Source organism: Halegenticoccus soli, from assembly GCF_002844195.1.
GTDB lineage: Archaea > Halobacteriota > Halobacteria > Halobacteriales > Haloferacaceae > Halegenticoccus > Halegenticoccus soli.
Window position 1 is genome coordinate 73,470 of the sequence record NZ_PEND01000007.1, and the last position, 14,954, is coordinate 88,423.

General features: G+C 71.5%; 14 protein-coding genes. 4 read left to right on the top strand and 10 right to left on the bottom strand.

Going from position 1 to position 14,954, the window contains the following annotated elements; all coding sequences use genetic code 11:
• Positions 1–30 precede the first annotated feature (30 nt).
• Entirely contained in the window at positions 31–2,199 is a 2,169-nt protein-coding gene (locus tag CNO20_RS18310; RefSeq protein WP_101297650.1) for a CDC48 family AAA ATPase, read from the top strand.
• A gap of 121 nt (positions 2,200–2,320) precedes the next feature.
• On the opposite strand, the gene CNO20_RS18315 is transcribed toward CNO20_RS18310, so the two are convergent.
• Complete coding sequence (locus tag CNO20_RS18315) at positions 2,321–3,466, bottom strand: citrate synthase/methylcitrate synthase (RefSeq protein ID WP_101297651.1); 1,146 nt, start codon at positions 3,464–3,466, stop codon at positions 2,321–2,323.
• Between the two features lie 142 nt (positions 3,467–3,608).
• Here CNO20_RS18315 and CNO20_RS18320 point away from each other — a divergent pair, with 142 nt between their 5' ends.
• Positions 3,609–4,001 (top strand): DUF7522 family protein, encoded by a 393-nt coding sequence (locus tag CNO20_RS18320; protein WP_101297652.1) that lies wholly within the window; start codon positions 3,609–3,611, stop codon positions 3,999–4,001.
• A 235-nt stretch (positions 4,002–4,236) separates the two neighbouring features.
• On the opposite strand, the gene CNO20_RS18325 is transcribed toward CNO20_RS18320, so the two are convergent.
• The 3 genes from CNO20_RS18325 to CNO20_RS24160 all read right to left on the bottom strand — a co-directional run bounded on the left by CNO20_RS18325 (position 4,237) and on the right by CNO20_RS24160 (position 7,837).
• Positions 4,237–4,650 (bottom strand): VOC family protein, encoded by a 414-nt coding sequence (locus CNO20_RS18325; protein WP_101297653.1) that lies wholly within the window; start codon positions 4,648–4,650, stop codon positions 4,237–4,239.
• Positions 4,651–4,762: 112 nt separating this feature from the next.
• Positions 4,763–7,603, bottom strand: a complete 2,841-nt coding sequence (locus tag CNO20_RS18330) for a DEAD/DEAH box helicase (RefSeq protein WP_101297654.1) — start codon at positions 7,601–7,603, stop codon at positions 4,763–4,765.
• 108 nt (positions 7,604–7,711) lie between these two features.
• Positions 7,712–7,837 carry a hypothetical protein gene (locus CNO20_RS24160; RefSeq protein ID WP_269844158.1) on the bottom strand — a complete coding sequence of 42 codons (126 nt, stop codon included), beginning with the start codon at positions 7,835–7,837 and terminating at the stop codon, positions 7,712–7,714.
• Positions 7,838–7,933: 96 nt separating this feature from the next.
• Here CNO20_RS24160 and CNO20_RS18340 point away from each other — a divergent pair, with 96 nt between their 5' ends.
• On the top strand, positions 7,934–8,233 hold the full coding sequence (locus CNO20_RS18340) for a hypothetical protein (RefSeq protein WP_158237445.1): 300 nt from the start codon (positions 7,934–7,936) through the stop codon (positions 8,231–8,233).
• 13 nt (positions 8,234–8,246) lie between these two features.
• On the opposite strand, the gene CNO20_RS18345 is transcribed toward CNO20_RS18340, so the two are convergent.
• From CNO20_RS18345 to CNO20_RS18370, 6 genes are all read right to left on the bottom strand, one after another.
• Positions 8,247–9,041, bottom strand: a complete 795-nt coding sequence (locus tag CNO20_RS18345; RefSeq protein WP_101297657.1) for a metallophosphoesterase — start codon at positions 9,039–9,041, stop codon at positions 8,247–8,249.
• Entirely contained in the window at positions 9,041–10,849 is a 1,809-nt protein-coding gene (locus tag CNO20_RS18350; RefSeq protein WP_101297658.1) for a hypothetical protein, read from the bottom strand. Before CNO20_RS18350 ends, CNO20_RS18345 begins: the two co-directional genes overlap by 1 nt.
• A complete protein-coding gene (locus CNO20_RS18355) occupies positions 10,846–12,132 on the bottom strand; it encodes a Single-stranded DNA binding protein (protein ID WP_101297659.1) in 1,287 nt (428 codons plus the stop codon). Before CNO20_RS18355 ends, CNO20_RS18350 begins: the two co-directional genes overlap by 4 nt.
• 126 nt (positions 12,133–12,258) lie before the next feature.
• Positions 12,259–12,594, bottom strand: coding sequence for a cupin domain-containing protein (locus CNO20_RS18360; RefSeq protein WP_101297660.1), 336 nt, complete (start codon positions 12,592–12,594; stop codon positions 12,259–12,261).
• A gap of 86 nt (positions 12,595–12,680) precedes the next feature.
• Positions 12,681–13,883, bottom strand: coding sequence for a low temperature requirement protein A (locus tag CNO20_RS18365; RefSeq protein ID WP_199174923.1), 1,203 nt, complete (start codon positions 13,881–13,883; stop codon positions 12,681–12,683).
• Positions 13,884–14,127: 244 nt separating this feature from the next.
• Entirely contained in the window at positions 14,128–14,478 is a 351-nt protein-coding gene (locus CNO20_RS18370) for a DsrE family protein (protein WP_101297661.1), read from the bottom strand.
• Between the two features lie 90 nt (positions 14,479–14,568).
• Here CNO20_RS18370 and CNO20_RS18375 point away from each other — a divergent pair, with 90 nt between their 5' ends.
• Positions 14,569–14,937, top strand: coding sequence for a DUF7510 family protein (locus tag CNO20_RS18375; protein ID WP_101297662.1), 369 nt, complete (start codon positions 14,569–14,571; stop codon positions 14,935–14,937).
• Positions 14,938–14,954: the final 17 nt, after the last annotated feature.

A 14,954-nucleotide genomic window follows, 5' to 3' on the forward strand; every position in this document is an offset into this window, starting at 1 on the left:
GTAAAGGTCCGCGCGCCCGAAGCGCGTGACATGAGCGACGAGACGGGCCTCGAACTCGCCGTCCGCGGCGCGGAAAAGCGCGACGCGGGGCGCGGTATCGCCCGCCTTCCCGAGTCCGCCCGCCGACGGCTCGGCGTCCTGAGCGGCGACACCGTCGTCATCGCGGGGGCGCGCGAGACCGTCGCGAAGGTCTGGCCCGCCCGGGGCGACGCCGTCGACGGCACGATCCAGATCGACGCCGACACGCGGACGAACGCCGGGGTGAGGATCGGCGAGGCGGTCCGGGTCTCGAAGGTGTCCGTCCGCGAGGCGACCGCGGTGACGCTTCTCGCGCCCCCGGGGCTCGGGTCCGCCGATATCGGCCGCGAGACCGTCGTCGACGCCGCGAAACGCGACCTCCTGGACAGGCCGGTCCGCGAGGGCGAGCAGGTCCACCTCGAACGCCTCGGCGGGAGCGCCTTCGTCGTCTCCGAGACGGTGCCGGACGGAACCGTCCGCGTCGTCGACGACACGGACGTGAACGTCTCCTTCCGCGAAGAGAGCGACGCCCCGGCCCCGAACCGAGGCGTCCGGGCGACGGTCGGCCGGCCGAACGCGGACGCCCGAACGGGCGTCACCTACGAGGACATCGGCGGCCTCGACGACGAACTCGACCTCGTCCGCGAGATGATCGAACTGCCCCTCTCGGAGCCGGAGGTGTTCGCCCGCCTCGGCATCGAGCCGCCGAAGGGCGTGCTCCTGCACGGCCCGCCGGGCACCGGCAAGACGCTCATCGCAAAGGCCGTCGCCAACGAGGTCGACGCGACGTTCCTCACGATCTCCGGCCCGGAGATCATGTCGAAGTACAAGGGGGAAAGCGAGGAGAAGCTCCGCGAGCGATTCGAGGAGGCGGCGTCGAACGCCCCGGCGATCGTCTTCTTCGACGAGATCGACTCCATCGCGGGCAAGCGCGACGAGGGCGGCGACGTGGAGAACCGCGTCGTCGGGCAGCTGCTCACGCTGATGGACGGCCTCGACGCCCGCGGCGAGGTGATCGTCATCGGGGCGACGAACCGCGTCGACGTGCTCGACCCCGCGCTCCGCCGGGGCGGGCGGTTCGACCGCGAGATCGAGATCGGCGTCCCGAACGAGGGCGGACGACGCGAGATCCTCGACGTGCACACGCGGCGGATGCCGCTGGCAGGCGACGTCGACCTCGCGCGCGTCGCCGCCCGGACGCACGGATTCGTCGGGGCGGACCTGGAATCACTGGCGAAGGAGGCGGCGATGACCGCGCTCCGACGGACGCGGCGGGACGGCGAGCGGGTGCCCCTCGAAGACCTCGAAGTCACGCGGGCGGCCTTCGAGGCGGCGCTCGCGGCGGTCGAGCCGAGCGCGATGCGCGAGTACGTCGCCGAGCAGCCGACCACGACCTTCGAGCAGGTCGGCGGGCTGGCGGAGGCGAAGGCGACGCTGGAGCGGGCGATCACCTGGCCGCTCACCTACGGCCCGCTGTTCGAGGCCGCGAACGCGTCGCCGCCGTCCGGCGTGCTGCTGTACGGCCCGCCGGGCACCGGCAAGACGCTCCTCGCGCGCGCCATCGCGGGCGAGAGCGGGGTGAACTTCATCCACGTCGCCGGCCCCGAACTGCTCGACCGGTACGTCGGCGAGTCGGAGAAGGCGGTCCGGGAGGTGTTCGAGCGCGCCCGGCAGGCCGCCCCGTCGATCGTCTTCTTCGACGAGATCGACGCCATCGCCGGCAACCGGGACGCGGCGAGCGGCGACTCCGGCGTCGGCGAGCGCGTCGTCTCGCAGCTGCTCACCGAACTCGACGGGCTCACCGACAACCCGAACCTCGTCGCTCTCGCGGCGACGAACCGCCGCGACGCGCTCGACCCCGCCCTGCTGCGCCCCGGACGGCTCGAATCGCACGTCGAGGTGCCGGCCCCGGACGAAGAGGCGCGGCGGGCGATTCTGGGGGTCCACACCCGCGACAAACCCGTCTCGGAGAACGTCGACCTCGATTCGCTCGCCGTCCGGACGGACGGCTACTCGGGGGCCGACCTCGCGGCCGTGTGCCGCGAAGCCGCGATGCGGGCCATCCGCGAGGTGGCGGAGTCGTACCCCGGCGCGGAGGCGAACGACCACGCCGACGAGGTGCTGCTCCGCTCGGAGCACTTCGAGGCGGCCCTGGAAACGGTCGAACCGACGCTCGGGTGAGGTCGACCGCCGGCTACCGCCGTCTCCGTCTCCGTCTCCACCGCTCCCGTTCTCGCTCCGGCTCCCCGATCGGTGTCACCTCCACTCCCCGACCGGTGTCACCTCCACTTCCCGACCGGCGTCACTCGCGCGCTTCGATCGGCGTCCACTCCCGCCCCGTCGCGCCGACGTAGCTCGACCGCGGTCGGATGAGGCGGTTGTCCTCCAGCTGTTCGAGGCAGTGAGCCGTCCAGCCGCCGACGCGGGCGACGCCGAACGTCGCCGAGAACAGCTCCCGCGGGACGCCCACGCCGTGGAGGAGGACCGCGGTGTAGAACTCGACGTTCGTCTCCAGGTCGCGGCCGGGTTTGTACTCGGCCAGCAGGTCGACGGCCGCCTCCTCGGTCTCCAGGGCGGTTTCGAAGAACGCCTCGTCGCCGCTCGAATCGGCCGCGTAGAAGCGCTCGGCGGCGTCGGAGAGGACCGCCGCCCGCGGATCGCGCACCCTGTACACCCGGTGGCCGAAGCCCATCAACCGCTCGCCGGCGTCCAGCTGCTGCCGGAGGTAGCTCTCGGCGTCGCCCGACTCGTGGACGTCGAGCAGCGTCTCCAGCACCGGTCCCGGCGCGCCGCCGTGGAGCGGCCCCTTGAGCGCGCCGACCGCGCCGGTGATCGCCGAGACCAGGTCGGACTCGGTCGAGGCGATCGTCCGGGCGGTGAACGTCGACGCGTTCAGCCCGTGGTCGACGACCGCGTTCAGGTACGTCTCAAGCCCGCGCACCTCCGCCTCGCTCGGCTCCTCGCCGGTCAGCATGTACAGGTAGTTCGCGGCGTGCGAGAGGTCGGGACGGGGATCGACCGGCTCCCCGCCGCTCCGGACGCGCCAGTAGGCGGCGACGATCGTCGGGAAGGCCGCGACGAGCAGCAGCGAGTCCGCCTCCGGGTCCTCGTCGTCCCGAGCGAGGCTCAGCGACGCCGCGCCGATCCGGAGGGCGTCCATCGCGGACTCGGATTCGTCCTCGGCCGCCGCCCGCACCGCGTCGAGCGCGGCGTCGGGGATCGACCGGAGCGACGCGAGGCGCTCGCGGAACTCGTCGAGTTCGTCGGCGGTCGGGAGCCGATCGTTCCGGAGCAGGAACGCGGTCTCCTCGAACGTCGCGTTCGGCGCGAGTTCTTCGAGCGGGTAGCCGCCGATGAGCAGTTCGCCCGCCTCGCCGTCGATCCTGCTGAGCCGCGTCTCGGCGACGACGACGTTCTCCAGCCCCTCTCTGAGTTCGTCCGTTCCCATACCCGGTATCGTTTCCGAAGGAAGGAAACAGTTCGCGTGGCAGCCCTCCCCGGTCGGTTCGACGGCGGCGTCGACGGGGTCACTTCGGGTCGGACTGTCGGCCCCGTCGGTTATATGTGGGTGGCACCCGGTGGCACGGACGATGGAAAACGGGTTGCTCACGCCGCAGGCGAGGGACAGGCTCACGCGCACGTGCCGGACGGCAGCGGGGGACAGCCTCCGGTCGCTCACGTACTTCAACCGGTTCGACTACGAGCAGGTGTACCTCCGCGAGGATCTGGAGCAGGACGCCGACCTCAACTCCTTCATCGGCAACGAGTGGCACGACTTCAAGACCACCCAGGACGCCTACCGCGGCTCCGAACTCGGCGACTACCGCTACACCATACGGGTGTTCGAGAACGGTTACCTCGTCCGCATCACGATCGAGGACTCGGGCGTGTTCGTGACGACCGACGGGATCACGATGCAGGACTTCGAGGCGCTGTCGGCGGCGGTGACGGAGGTGCTCGAAAACTGGATGTACTCCGACTGAGTCGCCGGGCGCGTCGCGGCTATCGGAGGAATCTGAGGAGACTCCTCGCCGCTGCGACCGTCCGAACACCACCGATCCCGCGGGTCCCCTTGATTCTCGTCTCTGCCAGCTGGGCAGCCGACGCAGGCGGAGCTTTCGACGTGAGGTATTCCCACTTGGCACGGAGGCTGGCTCGTCGGTACCGAAACGCCGCCTCCGAATCGTCGTCCGACCATCGAACCGACGGCGCGAGCCGTCACTCGGGGCCGACGATTTCGACCTTGATCCCCTCGGGATCCTCGCAGTAGAGCGCGTAGTAGCCCCCGGCGAAGGGGTGGCGGTCCTCGTAGAGCACGGTCGCGTCCTCGCGTTCGCGGACACCGGCTGTGATATCGTCGACCCGCTCGCGGGAGGCGGCGTGAAACGCGAGGTGGTTGATACCGGGAGCCCGCCGATCGAAGGGTAGATCAGGGCTGCCGGCCTGCACGAGCACGAGGTACGTGGGTCCTCGGACCCACGAGCGACCCCCCTCCCACTCGTCCTTCGGTTCGTACCCGAGTTCGCCAAGGAGCCAGCCCCAGAAGTCGGCCGACGCGTCGAGATCGGAGGCGTACAGTTCTACGTGGTGAAGGTGACCCGCGTGTTCGGGATCTGCGTGGTCGTAACTCATGGTACCAGTTTGACGGCCCTGCTACAGAAGTAGCTCCCGACGTCGAACGGTCCGGGACTGGACTCCGGGCAGGCTCGGCGCGGAACCGCCGAGCTTCGGCGGCTGCTACGCCTCAATCCCAGAACGACTGCGTCCGGGCGTACTGCCGCTCCTGTTCGAGGATGTCCCGGTAGAAGTCGTCCTCGTCCTCGCGGAGCCTGGCGATGATACGCGCGGCGTTCTGCGGGCCGACGCCGCGGGCGGCCATGGCGATCACCGCCCGCTTGCCGTGGCTCTGGACGAGGTTCGCGGACCTGTACGCCCGGCGGGTCAGCCGCTCCTGCTCCTCGTCTTTGTCCGGCGATCGGACGGCTTTCACCGTCTCCTCGTCCCACGGGTTCAGTGCGGCGATGCGCGTCGACCCGCACTCGGGGCACTCCGGGCGCTCGCGGACCCGCCGCACCTTCGTCTTGCGCGACCAGTCCTTGCAGTGGAGACAGAGGAGGATCACCCGGTCGTTCTCGATGCGCTCTCTCACGGTCTCGATGACGCTCGCGTCGGCGTTCTCCGGGACGAGCAACTCCCGCCCGCTCGACCGCCCGCCGCTTCCGATCGGCGTCCGGTCGCGGGCGACCGCGAGTTCGATCTCGCCCGCCCGGATCCGCCGGAGCACGTCAGCGGCCGCCTCGACCGCGAGGTCCCTGTGGAACACCTCGCGGACCGCCTCCTCGTAGACCGGCGTGTCAGAGAGCGCCGCGAGGAGGCGGTCCGCGCCGAACCGACCGCTGCCCTGGTACCGCTTCAGCGCGCCGAACTTGGCGGCGACCTGCGCCAGCGTGAACTTCAGCGCGTCGGAGTTCTTCAGCGCCAGTTCGAGCAGCGCCCCGACGTGGTCCGGCTCCGTCGTCTCCAGCGCCTCGACGAACGCCGCGACGCCCACTTTCGGCGGGACCTCGAACTCGATCCGGTACGGGTCGACCTCCATCGCGACGGACGACCCCGTGCGCTGGCCGATGAGCGCCGACAGGAGCCGACCGAGCGTTTCGTTCACCTGGTGGCCGAAGCAGGCGTTGACGACGACGGTCCGCCCCCGCCCCTCGACGACGATCCGGTCGCGCGTCGGCGTCGGCGCGCCCGCCTCGACCTGCCGCTCCAGCGGCTTCAGCGCCTCGGCGATCGTGTACTCGTCGGTCGGGTAGCGGCCGACGAACTCCCGCGCGACCGACTCGACGTCGTCGCCGCGCTCGAACTGCGGCGCGGCGACCGCCCGCATCTCGCCGACCTCGCCCGCGACCGGCTCCGGCACCGGGATCTCCCGACCGACCCACGACGGCACCTCGCCGCCGGGGTCTTCGATCGGCGCGACGTTGACCCGGCCCTCGTCCTCGTCGATGTCGTTGATCCGCCACATCTCCCCGCGCTGGACGAACACCTCCCCCGGCTCGGCGAAGTTGACGACGAACCGCTCGTCGAGGGTGCCGATCTGCCGCCGGGAGGACATGTCGTGGACGTCGTACGTCTCCTCGTCGGGGATCATCGAGAGGTTCGCGTAGAAGTACTGCCACGTTCCGCCGGACTTCTCCAGGAGGTCCTTCTCCTCGTCCAGCCACAGGAGGCGGTTGCCGGACAGCTCCCGGACCACCTCCCTGAACCGCTCCTCCGTCAGGTCGCGGAACGGGTAGGCGCTCGTGACGAGTTCGTACGTCTCGCGGGCGCTCACCTCGCCGCGGTCCATGACGACGCCGACGATCTGGTTCGCCAGCACGTCGAGGCTGCCGTGGTGGATCCGCGCGGGTTCCACCTCGCCCGCGGCCCCGCGCCGGGCGATGGCCAGCGCCTCGAAGGTGTCGTCGGGGTGGCTCGTGACGATCGTCCCCTCGCTCGTCACGCCCCGTCTGTGCCCCGCGCGACCGACGCGCTGGAGCAGGCGGGCGACTTCCCTGGGGCTGTTGTACTGGACGACGTGGTCGACCCGGCCCACGTCGATGCCGAGCTCCATCGAGGAGGTGCAGATGAGGCCGTCGAGTTCGCCCGCCTTGAACCGGTCTTCGACCTCGATGCGGGCCTCCTTCGACAGCGACCCGTGGTGGACGCCGACGGGCTCGCCGAGCGCTTTAAAACGCGACCCGAGCGCCTCGGCCGTCTGCCGGGTGTTGACGAACACGAGCGTCGAGGTGTGCTCGCGGACGAGGTCCCGGATCGCCCGGACGTGGCTCGCGATCTCGGCGTCCGTCGCCAGCTTCCCGGCGAGGCGCTCGTCCTCCTCCGTGACCCGCGGCTGGCGGACGGCGAAGTCGACGCGGCTCCCCACGTCGACCTCGACGATCTCGAACGGTCTGCCCCCCGTGAGGAACTTCCCGACCTCCTCGGGGGAGCCGACGGTCGCCGACAGGCCGATCCGCTGGTACGGGCCCGCCAGCCGACGGAGGCGCTCCAGCGCGACCGTCAACTGCGCGCCCCGCTTCGAGGAGGCGAGCTCGTGGACCTCGTCGACGACGACGTGCTCCACGTCGGCGAGCGCCTTCCGGAGCTTCTTCCCCGTCAGCATCGCCTGGAGGGTCTCCGGCGTCGTCACCAGCACGTCCGGCGGCTCCTCCGCCTGCCGCTGCCGTCGGTACTGCGTGGTGTCGCCGTGTCTGACGTCGATGTCGAGGTCGAGGCACTCGCCCCACCACTCCAGCCGCTCGCGCATGTCGCGGTTGAGCGCCCGGAGCGGGGTGACGTAGAGCGCCGAGACGCCGAACCGCGGGCCGGACTCGACGATGGAGTCGAACACCGGGAGCATCGCCGTCTCGGTCTTGCCAGTCCCGGTAGGGGCGATGACGAGGGCGTTCTCCCCCGACGCGAGCGGCGGTATCGCACGCCGCTGCGGCTCCGTGGGCGTCGAGAAGCCGCGCTCCGAGAGCGCGGCGCGGACCCGGTCGCCGAGGTGCGTGAACGCCGCCGCACCCGACGCGGGCTCGCTGTCTGCCATCGTTCCGTCTACCGGCGCGAGCGGATTAAGGACTCCGTTCTCCCCGCGGAACCGGGCCCGCTTGGCCCGCGATCGGCGGCCCCGTCGACGGAGCCGCGGGACGCGCGGCTACCGCCCGAGCAACCTGGCGACCCCGCCCGCGAGCAGGACCGCACCGCCGGCGACGAAGGTGCCGGGAATCGGAAGCACGAACAGCGCGAGACCGAGCACGAGTACGATAGTCGAGAGGCGCATCGTGTTCGATCCGACTCCCGGCTGTCGGGTAGGGGTTGCGGCCGAACGGTCCGACCGGACGTTCATTGCCCTCCGCCGCGTACCCTCCCGTTCGCCATGCCCGTCATCCCCGTTCTCCGGAGGGTGAAGCCGCACGACTCCGTCGAACTCACGCTCGACACGGGCGACACGGTCGCCGCGCGCGTCACCGACGTGGACCGCGCGCGCGACGAGCGGATCCGCGTCGGTCTCGCGTCGCCGCGGTTCGACGGCCGGCTGCGAGTGACGGCGACGCGCGGGTTCGGAGAGTGGCGGCCGGCGTACCTCCAGCGGAACGCGCTGGCGGAGCCGGCCGAGGAGTGGTCGCCGGTCGGCGAGGTGGTCGAGGCGGAGATCGTCGGGACCGCGCCGGCGTGACGCGGCCGGCCGTTCAAACGCGTCGGTAGTCGCCGAGGCGTGTCCCGTCGAGCAAGTACGCCTCGCCGCGGTCGAGGCCCTCGGGGAGGAACGGCGCGAGGAACTCCTGTCCCTCGACGTTGATCCACGTCCCGCCCGAGCGCTCGTTGAACGCCGGAAACACGATCAGCTCGGGGTCGCCCCACGGCAGGTCGGCCGGATCGACGCCGCGGGCCTCCGCGAACGCCTCGCGCCGGAGCGGCCCGCGGAGCCACGCCCGCTCGACGCGGCTGCCCCCGACCGCGTCGCGGAGCTTCACCGCCGGGTGTTCGTGGCCGACGCAGACCGTCCCGGCGGCGAGCACGTCCGGGGCGGGCCACGTGTGGCCGTGGGCGAACCCGGCGTCCCCGATCAGCGCGCCGTCGCCCGGCGTCACCTCGATCCGGTCGCCGAACGCCTCGTCGACGCCGCCGTCGTGGTTCCCCCTGACGAGCGTCAGGGGGACGCGCGCGGTCACGGCGTCGACGAGCGCCTCGATCTCCTCGCGCTCCGCCCCCCTCGGCCCGCCGATGCGGTGGCCGAGGTCGCCGAGGACGATCAGCCGATCCGGGCGGGTCCGATCGAGCAGCGAGAGCACCCGCTCCCGGCGCCGGTCGGCGTCGCTCGCGAGTTCGACGCCGCGCTCGTAGCGGAGGGCGTCCTCGATGCCGGCGTGGTAGTCCGCGATCACGAGCGCCCGTTCGACCGGCGGTTCGGGCGCTTCACCGCCCCCCGCGCGCAGTTCCGCGACGGCGGCCGGTTCGCCCGGAACCGGCTCGACCGCCGGCATCAGATCGCCTTGAGACGACCCTCGCCCGGTTCGTAGCACTTGCCGCTCATCAGGGCGTCCTGGATCGCGTCCTCGACCGCTCCCGGGTCGGCGCCGTGTCTGTCGACGAGCGCCGCCACGACCGCCTCTCGATCCGCACCGTCGCCGTCGTCGAGTTCCTCCATCGCGTCGACCGCGGCGTCTTCGAGGTCGACGTCAGCCGCCGGTTCGGCGGACTCGGCCGCGGGGTCCGGCTCCGTCGCCGTCGACCCCGTCGCTTCCGGCTCCGACTCCGACTCGGCGTCGGCGGAACCGGACGGGGACTCCCCCTCGGCGGGTTCGGATCCCGGCTCGGCCGCCGTCCGGTCGAGCCCGTCCGATTCGGAATCGGCTTCGAGCGGTTCGCCTCCGGGTTCGTCGCCGGCGATCGCGGGCTCGGCCTCCGTCACCGACTCCCCGGCGTCGCCTCCCTCGGCCGACTCGGCGGCCTCTGCGCCCCCGTCGAGCTCGTCAGCGCCGGGCACGTCGATGTCGGCCTCGCCGGGCTCGCCGACCTCCGACCCCGTGGAGAACTCGGTTCCGAACTCCTCTCTGACCTCGCGGCGCTCCTCCTCGTCGAGCTCGTAGAGGTCGCCGTCGTCGAAGTCCCCGAGCCCCTCCGCGGAGTCGAGGTCAGACCCGCCGCCGTCGAAGTCGCCAAGCCCGTCGTCTTCGGCGGACGACGGGGTCGGGTCGGCTCCGTTCGATTCGGTCGACGGTTCGCTCGTCGCGTCCGCCTTCGCCGTCCCTTCCGTCTCGCTCGCCGCGTCCGCATCGGTCGTCGCCTCGGTGTCGGTCGTCGCCGCTTCGTTTTCGGTCCCGGCGGCCGCGGTCACTTCCGCACCGGCGTCGGCCGCGGCGACCTCGGTCGGCTCCGACTCGGCGGCTTCGTCGTCGAAAGCGGGTTCGGCTTCGCCCGTCGCTTCCGCCTCGGCCGCTTCGGTCGCGGTCTCGGTCCCGGTCCCGATCTCTGTCTCGGACTCGATCGCGGACTCGGACTCGGTCGCGGCACCCGTCGGATCGTCGTCCCGGTCAGCGGTGGCCGAGCCGAGATCGAACTCGGCGGTCTCGGGGAGCGGTCCCAGCGTCGCCTCGCCGCCTTCGTCCGGCGCGAGTTCCAGCGGGCGGACGCCGTCGCGTTCGCCGGCCACGACGGCGAGCGCGTCCGCCGCGAGTCGCCTGACGGCCTCCAGGTACGCCGTGGTCGTCCCGTAGTGCTCGATGGCGAGCGGGATCCCCGCGGCGAGCGGCGCGGGAACGCCCCGGTCGAGGAGCGCCTCCCGGAGGTCGTCGCCGCGCAGGTCGGCGTCGAGCGCCGCGGCGAAGACGCCGACCCGGCGGAGCGTCGCCTCGGCGGCGGAGACGACCCAGCGGTCGCGCGTGCCGGCGTCGACCGCGTTCAGGCTCTCCGGGCGGACCGACGTGTACACGCGGTTCGAATCCTCCGGCTCGAAGGTCCGGGCCTTGCCGGTCAGCGCGACGAACGCGGGCGGCGACGTGCGGTCGAGGAAGGCCATCGCCTCGGGCTGGTACTGCCCGGCGTAGGTGACGAACGCCCCGGTGGGGTCGACGACGCGGCCGCGGAGCACGTCCTCGCTCACCGATTCGACCTCCGTCAGCACGCCGACCGCGAACAGCCGGTTCACGCGCAGTCCCGTCGGGGTGACGACGTAGTTCGGCGCGCGCTCCTCGTCGCTCTCGGAGTACGACAGGGTGGCGTCGTCGTACTCGGCGGCGAACAGGCGGTAGGCCACCTCGCGCCGCCCCGGGCCGCTCCCGTCGGCGCTCACGCGCCCACCTCCCGGTCGCCGACCGCCGCGAGGAGTTCCCCGGCGCGTTCCGCGGCGTCCTCGTCGGACTCCTCGAACTCGGTCGTGTCGAGGTTCGCGCCGTACTCGTCGACCGAGAGGTTCCCGCGGACGCGGAACTCCCGGCCGACGATCGTCTCCGCGATGTCGTCGGTCACGACCTCCTTGTCCATCGCCTCGCGGGCCGCCTCCTTGGCCTCCGAGAGGGTGCCGCCGTACACCTCCTCGGTGAGGTCGGCGTCGAGGACGACGGTCACGGTGTCGGTGCCGTCGTCGAAGATCGCCTTCACGCGGAGGTCGTCCTCGCCCTCGACCGCGCCGTGGCTCCGACACTGGCCGTTCTGGATGACGCGGCCGCACTCGGGGCAGCGCTCGATGAGCCCGGAGCCGTCGCGGACCTCGAGCACGTTGCCGACGAGTTCGACGTCGAACATCCCGCCGCTGCCGACCGCCTCTGCGACGGACAGCCGGGGCGCGGACTCCCTCACGTCGACCGGCTCGGACAGCGGCGTCACGGTCGTGAACTCCGAGAGGTTGACCGACGGGACGCCGCGGAACTCGCGGACGTACACGCCTTCGAGCCGCAGGTCCGCGCCCTCGGTCACCTCGTCGTGGGGGTTCCAGTCGGTGAACGGCAGCCGCGCGGTCCCGTCGGCGACGACGCCGGAGAGGATCTCCGTCTCGCCGTCGCGGCCGTCGATGGTCCGCCGTTCGACCTCCAGCACCCGGACCTCGACGTTCCGGCCGCGGTCGCCGGGTTCGAGGTCGAGGAGCGTCGAGTCGCCGCCGACGGGGTACTCGACCTCGACGGGGTCCGACTCCATCGCCACGGAGGTGCTCTCGCCGAGGTTGAGCTCCGGTTCGCCGTCCCACTCGCGGACCGAGGCGTTGCCGACGGTGATCGAGTCGCCCGGCTCGAAGCCGAAGTCCTGCCACGCGGTGTAGGAGATCTTGCCGGTCGGATCGGCCAGTTCGCCCTCCCGGATGACCCGCTCTTCGCCCTGGTACCGGATGGAGCGCCGTCCGACGGTGAGCACGCGGGCGGTGACGGTGACGTTGCCGCTCTCGGGCGTGATCTCGGCGACGTCCTTCGTCGACGGCGCCGCGCTCCCGGAGCTTCCGCCGCCGTGCTTCCGGCGGACGCTCTGTTTGGCTTCCTCGATCGGAACGCTGTACTGCAGTAGGTTCTGTAGGTCGCGTTTGACCTCCTCCTTGTCGACGCCGAGGTCGGAGGCGAGTTCCTCGGCATGATCGTCTACCTGCATCGCTTCGTGTTTCGTCGCCGCCGTTTAAAAAGGATTGCGCGCCGAAGGAGCGCACGCAGGCCGAAGCGACGCGGGCGTCGCCGAGAGGGGCGTCGGTCGACGCCGCCGGCCGAACCACCCACCGCGCTACTCGTGTCCCGGTTCGCTCCCCGCTTCGGGCGGCGCGACGAGGCAGACCACCCGCGCCGGCTCCCCGCCGAGCACCTCGTAGCTGTGCGGGACGCCGCCCGGCGTGACGATCGTATCCCCCGGTCCGGTCTCGCGGATCTCCCCGTCGACCCCCCAGCGCATCCGCCCGGAGCGCACGAAGACGACGTGGGTCTCCTCGTGGGTGTGATCGCCCCGCGCTTCGCCGGCGTCGTGGTGGACGACGTGCACCTCGCAGCCCCGGAGCCGGACGCGCTCGCCGGGACTGTCGGGCGTGATGAACTTACTGTAGTTCGTACGGTCGGTCTGACTCATTCCCGATCACTGCGGAAGAGACGGCCCGTCCGGCGTTAACTCTTCTCGCGGAAAACCGACCGTTTCCGTCGCGGTCGGCGCGGCGCTCAATCGGTGCTGGACGCGACGGCCTCCGGCTCCCGCGCGCGGAGGTCCGCCCCGACCTGCGCGGCGCACGCGAGCGCGAGCAGGCCGACGAGCGCGACGGGCGGCAGCGATCCGCCGACGAGGGCGACGAGCAGGACGAACCCCGCGGCCCCGAACCGGTACAAGCTGGCCCCCGCGCCGGGCCGGAGGTCGCCCGCGCATTCGAGCGTCGTCCGGTGAAGCAGCCCCAGCGTGGCGAGACAGAGCGCGAGCGAGCCGCAGAGCAGCCAGCGCTCGGCGGGCGGCAGCGGCGCGGCGAGGTCGCCCGAGAGGACGTGAAGCACCCCGACGCCGGCGGCTGTGAGGCCGACGACGAGCGGGAGGTGGAGGTAGAGCCACTCCTGGTACGTCCAGATCCGACCCTCGGCCTGCGCCGCCCGGACCGCCGAGCCGTCGTGGTTGTCGAAGTAGATCCACCAGAGGCTGAACGCGATCGCCGTGCCGAACGCGCCGATCAGGACCGAGGTCGCCGTCCACTCCTGGGCGGCGATTCCGCCGACGACCCCGACGATAGCCTCACCGAGCACGATGATCGTGAAGAGGCCGAACCGCTCCGGCAGGTGCGAGGGGTGCGGCGGGAGTTCGGCGTGGAGGGTGCCGGCGCTGATCGGCGTTCCGAAATCGACGGCCAGGCCGATCGCCCAGAGCCCGAACCGGTACGGCACTGGGACGAACGCCGAGGCGAACCAGATCAGGGCGGCGAGGCCGAACCCCCGCGCGAACCGCGTCGTGAGCGGGCGAGCCTCCGGGATGTGCCGCATCGCCCGGTAGTACTTGAAGACCAGCACGCCGCGGACGCCCGCGTAGGCGAGCGCGAACCCCGCCGAGGTCGATCCGAGGCCGTCGTGGATGTTGACCGCCAGCGCGATCACGCCGAATATCTCGACGGCCGTCAGCAGCCGGTACTCGACGTCGTCGGTGTCGAAGCGCGTCGCGTAGAAGGTTGAGCCGATCCACGCCCACCAGACGGGGACGAACAGCGCGACGAACCCCAGGACGCCCGCCACCGAGAGATGCGCGCTCAGCGTGTGCGCGAGTTCGGCGACGGCGACCACGAACACCAGGTCGAAAAAGAGCTCCAGCCACGTCGCGTGGCGGTCGTCGTCGACCCCCTCGCCCGACCGCAGCCGCGGCGGGCGGAGCCACCCGTCGAACGTTCGCATGTGCGTACCAGGGCGGCGACCGAGTTAGCGCTGCCGTCGGATCACTCGCCGCCGTCGGTGCTCGGTTCGCCCTCGCGGTCGACGTTCGATTGCCCGCGTCCGGCGGCGGCCGCGAGGTTCAGGCGTTGAACGAGATCGACGCGTCGATGTCGAAGTACGAGAATTGGTTCGATCAGTTCACACGCCTCGAAGGACGGTACGACCCGACTCGCGGTGAGATGAGCGTCGAGACGCATTGACGTGCTCAGGGTGCCTTGACGTACCCGAACCCCTCGCTCTGAAGGCGGGCGAGTTCCCCGACTCCCGAAGGGACCGCCTCGACGCCCTCCAGCAGGTCTTCCGCGGTCTTTCCCGCCCCGCGCAGGGCGTTCGAGCAGGCGCGGAAGGCGATCCCGCGCTCCGCGAGCGCGGCGACCATCTCCGGGTCGGCCGCCGCTCCCTCGACGAACATCCGGACGCCCCCGCCGTTGGCGACGACGACGATCTCGTCGCCCGGGGCCGAGACGGCGTCGTCGGCCCAGAGGTTCGCGGCGTTCGCCAGCGCGTGGCGCTGATCGCCGGGATCCGGACTCGACACGTGAAACACGGTCTTCATGGGAGAGAGGAGGCGAACGCGGGGCTAAACGGTTGCGTCGACGTATCAGCGGGCGGGAAAGCTAAGTAGCGGGGCGGCCACACGGTCGGTATGACCGAGGAGTTCGACTGCACGACGCACATCGAGGAGGGGCGCACCGAGATCACCGTCTCGGGGTCCCGCGAGGTCGCCGTCGTCGTCCGCTCGGCGTCGGGCGAGCGCATCTACCTGCCGCCGGAGGGGTTCGACCGCGATCGCGACGCCGACAGCCCGTATCAGTCCGCCCGCGACGACAGCCCCTACCAGTCGGTGAAGAGCGACAGTCCGTACCAGTCGGTCAGCGACGACAGCCCGTACCAATCCGTCCGCGACGACAGCCCCTACCAGTCGCTCACCCGGAGTCCCGGCGTCACGATGACCGAAAACGGGTTCCGGATCGTCCACCCGGAGGCGGTCGACGAGTTCCAGGTGTTCAGGTAGCGAAAAGCAGGACGCGG

Coding starts and splice junctions, on each gene's coding strand:
- CNO20_RS18360 (WP_101297660.1), bottom strand. CDS start 12,594: ATGAGTCAGACCGACCGTACGAACTACAGTAAGTTCATCACGCCCGAC.
- CNO20_RS18310 (WP_101297650.1), top strand. CDS start 31: ATGAGCGACGAGACGGGCCTCGAACTCGCCGTCCGCGGCGCGGAAAAG.
- CNO20_RS18345 (WP_101297657.1), bottom strand. CDS start 9,041: ATGCCGGCGGTCGAGCCGGTTCCGGGCGAACCGGCCGCCGTCGCGGAA.
- CNO20_RS18370 (WP_101297661.1), bottom strand. CDS start 14,478: ATGAAGACCGTGTTTCACGTGTCGAGTCCGGATCCCGGCGATCAGCGC.
- CNO20_RS18365 (WP_199174923.1), bottom strand. CDS start 13,883: ATGCGAACGTTCGACGGGTGGCTCCGCCCGCCGCGGCTGCGGTCGGGC.
- CNO20_RS18320 (WP_101297652.1), top strand. CDS start 3,609: ATGGAAAACGGGTTGCTCACGCCGCAGGCGAGGGACAGGCTCACGCGC.
- CNO20_RS18355 (WP_101297659.1), bottom strand. CDS start 12,132: ATGCAGGTAGACGATCATGCCGAGGAACTCGCCTCCGACCTCGGCGTC.
- CNO20_RS18340 (WP_158237445.1), top strand. CDS start 7,934: ATGCCCGTCATCCCCGTTCTCCGGAGGGTGAAGCCGCACGACTCCGTC.
- CNO20_RS18315 (WP_101297651.1), bottom strand. CDS start 3,466: ATGGGAACGGACGAACTCAGAGAGGGGCTGGAGAACGTCGTCGTCGCC.
- CNO20_RS24160 (WP_269844158.1), bottom strand. CDS start 7,837: ATGCGCCTCTCGACTATCGTACTCGTGCTCGGTCTCGCGCTGTTCGTG.
- CNO20_RS18325 (WP_101297653.1), bottom strand. CDS start 4,650: ATGAGTTACGACCACGCAGATCCCGAACACGCGGGTCACCTTCACCAC.
- CNO20_RS18375 (WP_101297662.1), top strand. CDS start 14,569: ATGACCGAGGAGTTCGACTGCACGACGCACATCGAGGAGGGGCGCACC.
- CNO20_RS18330 (WP_101297654.1), bottom strand. CDS start 7,603: ATGGCAGACAGCGAGCCCGCGTCGGGTGCGGCGGCGTTCACGCACCTC.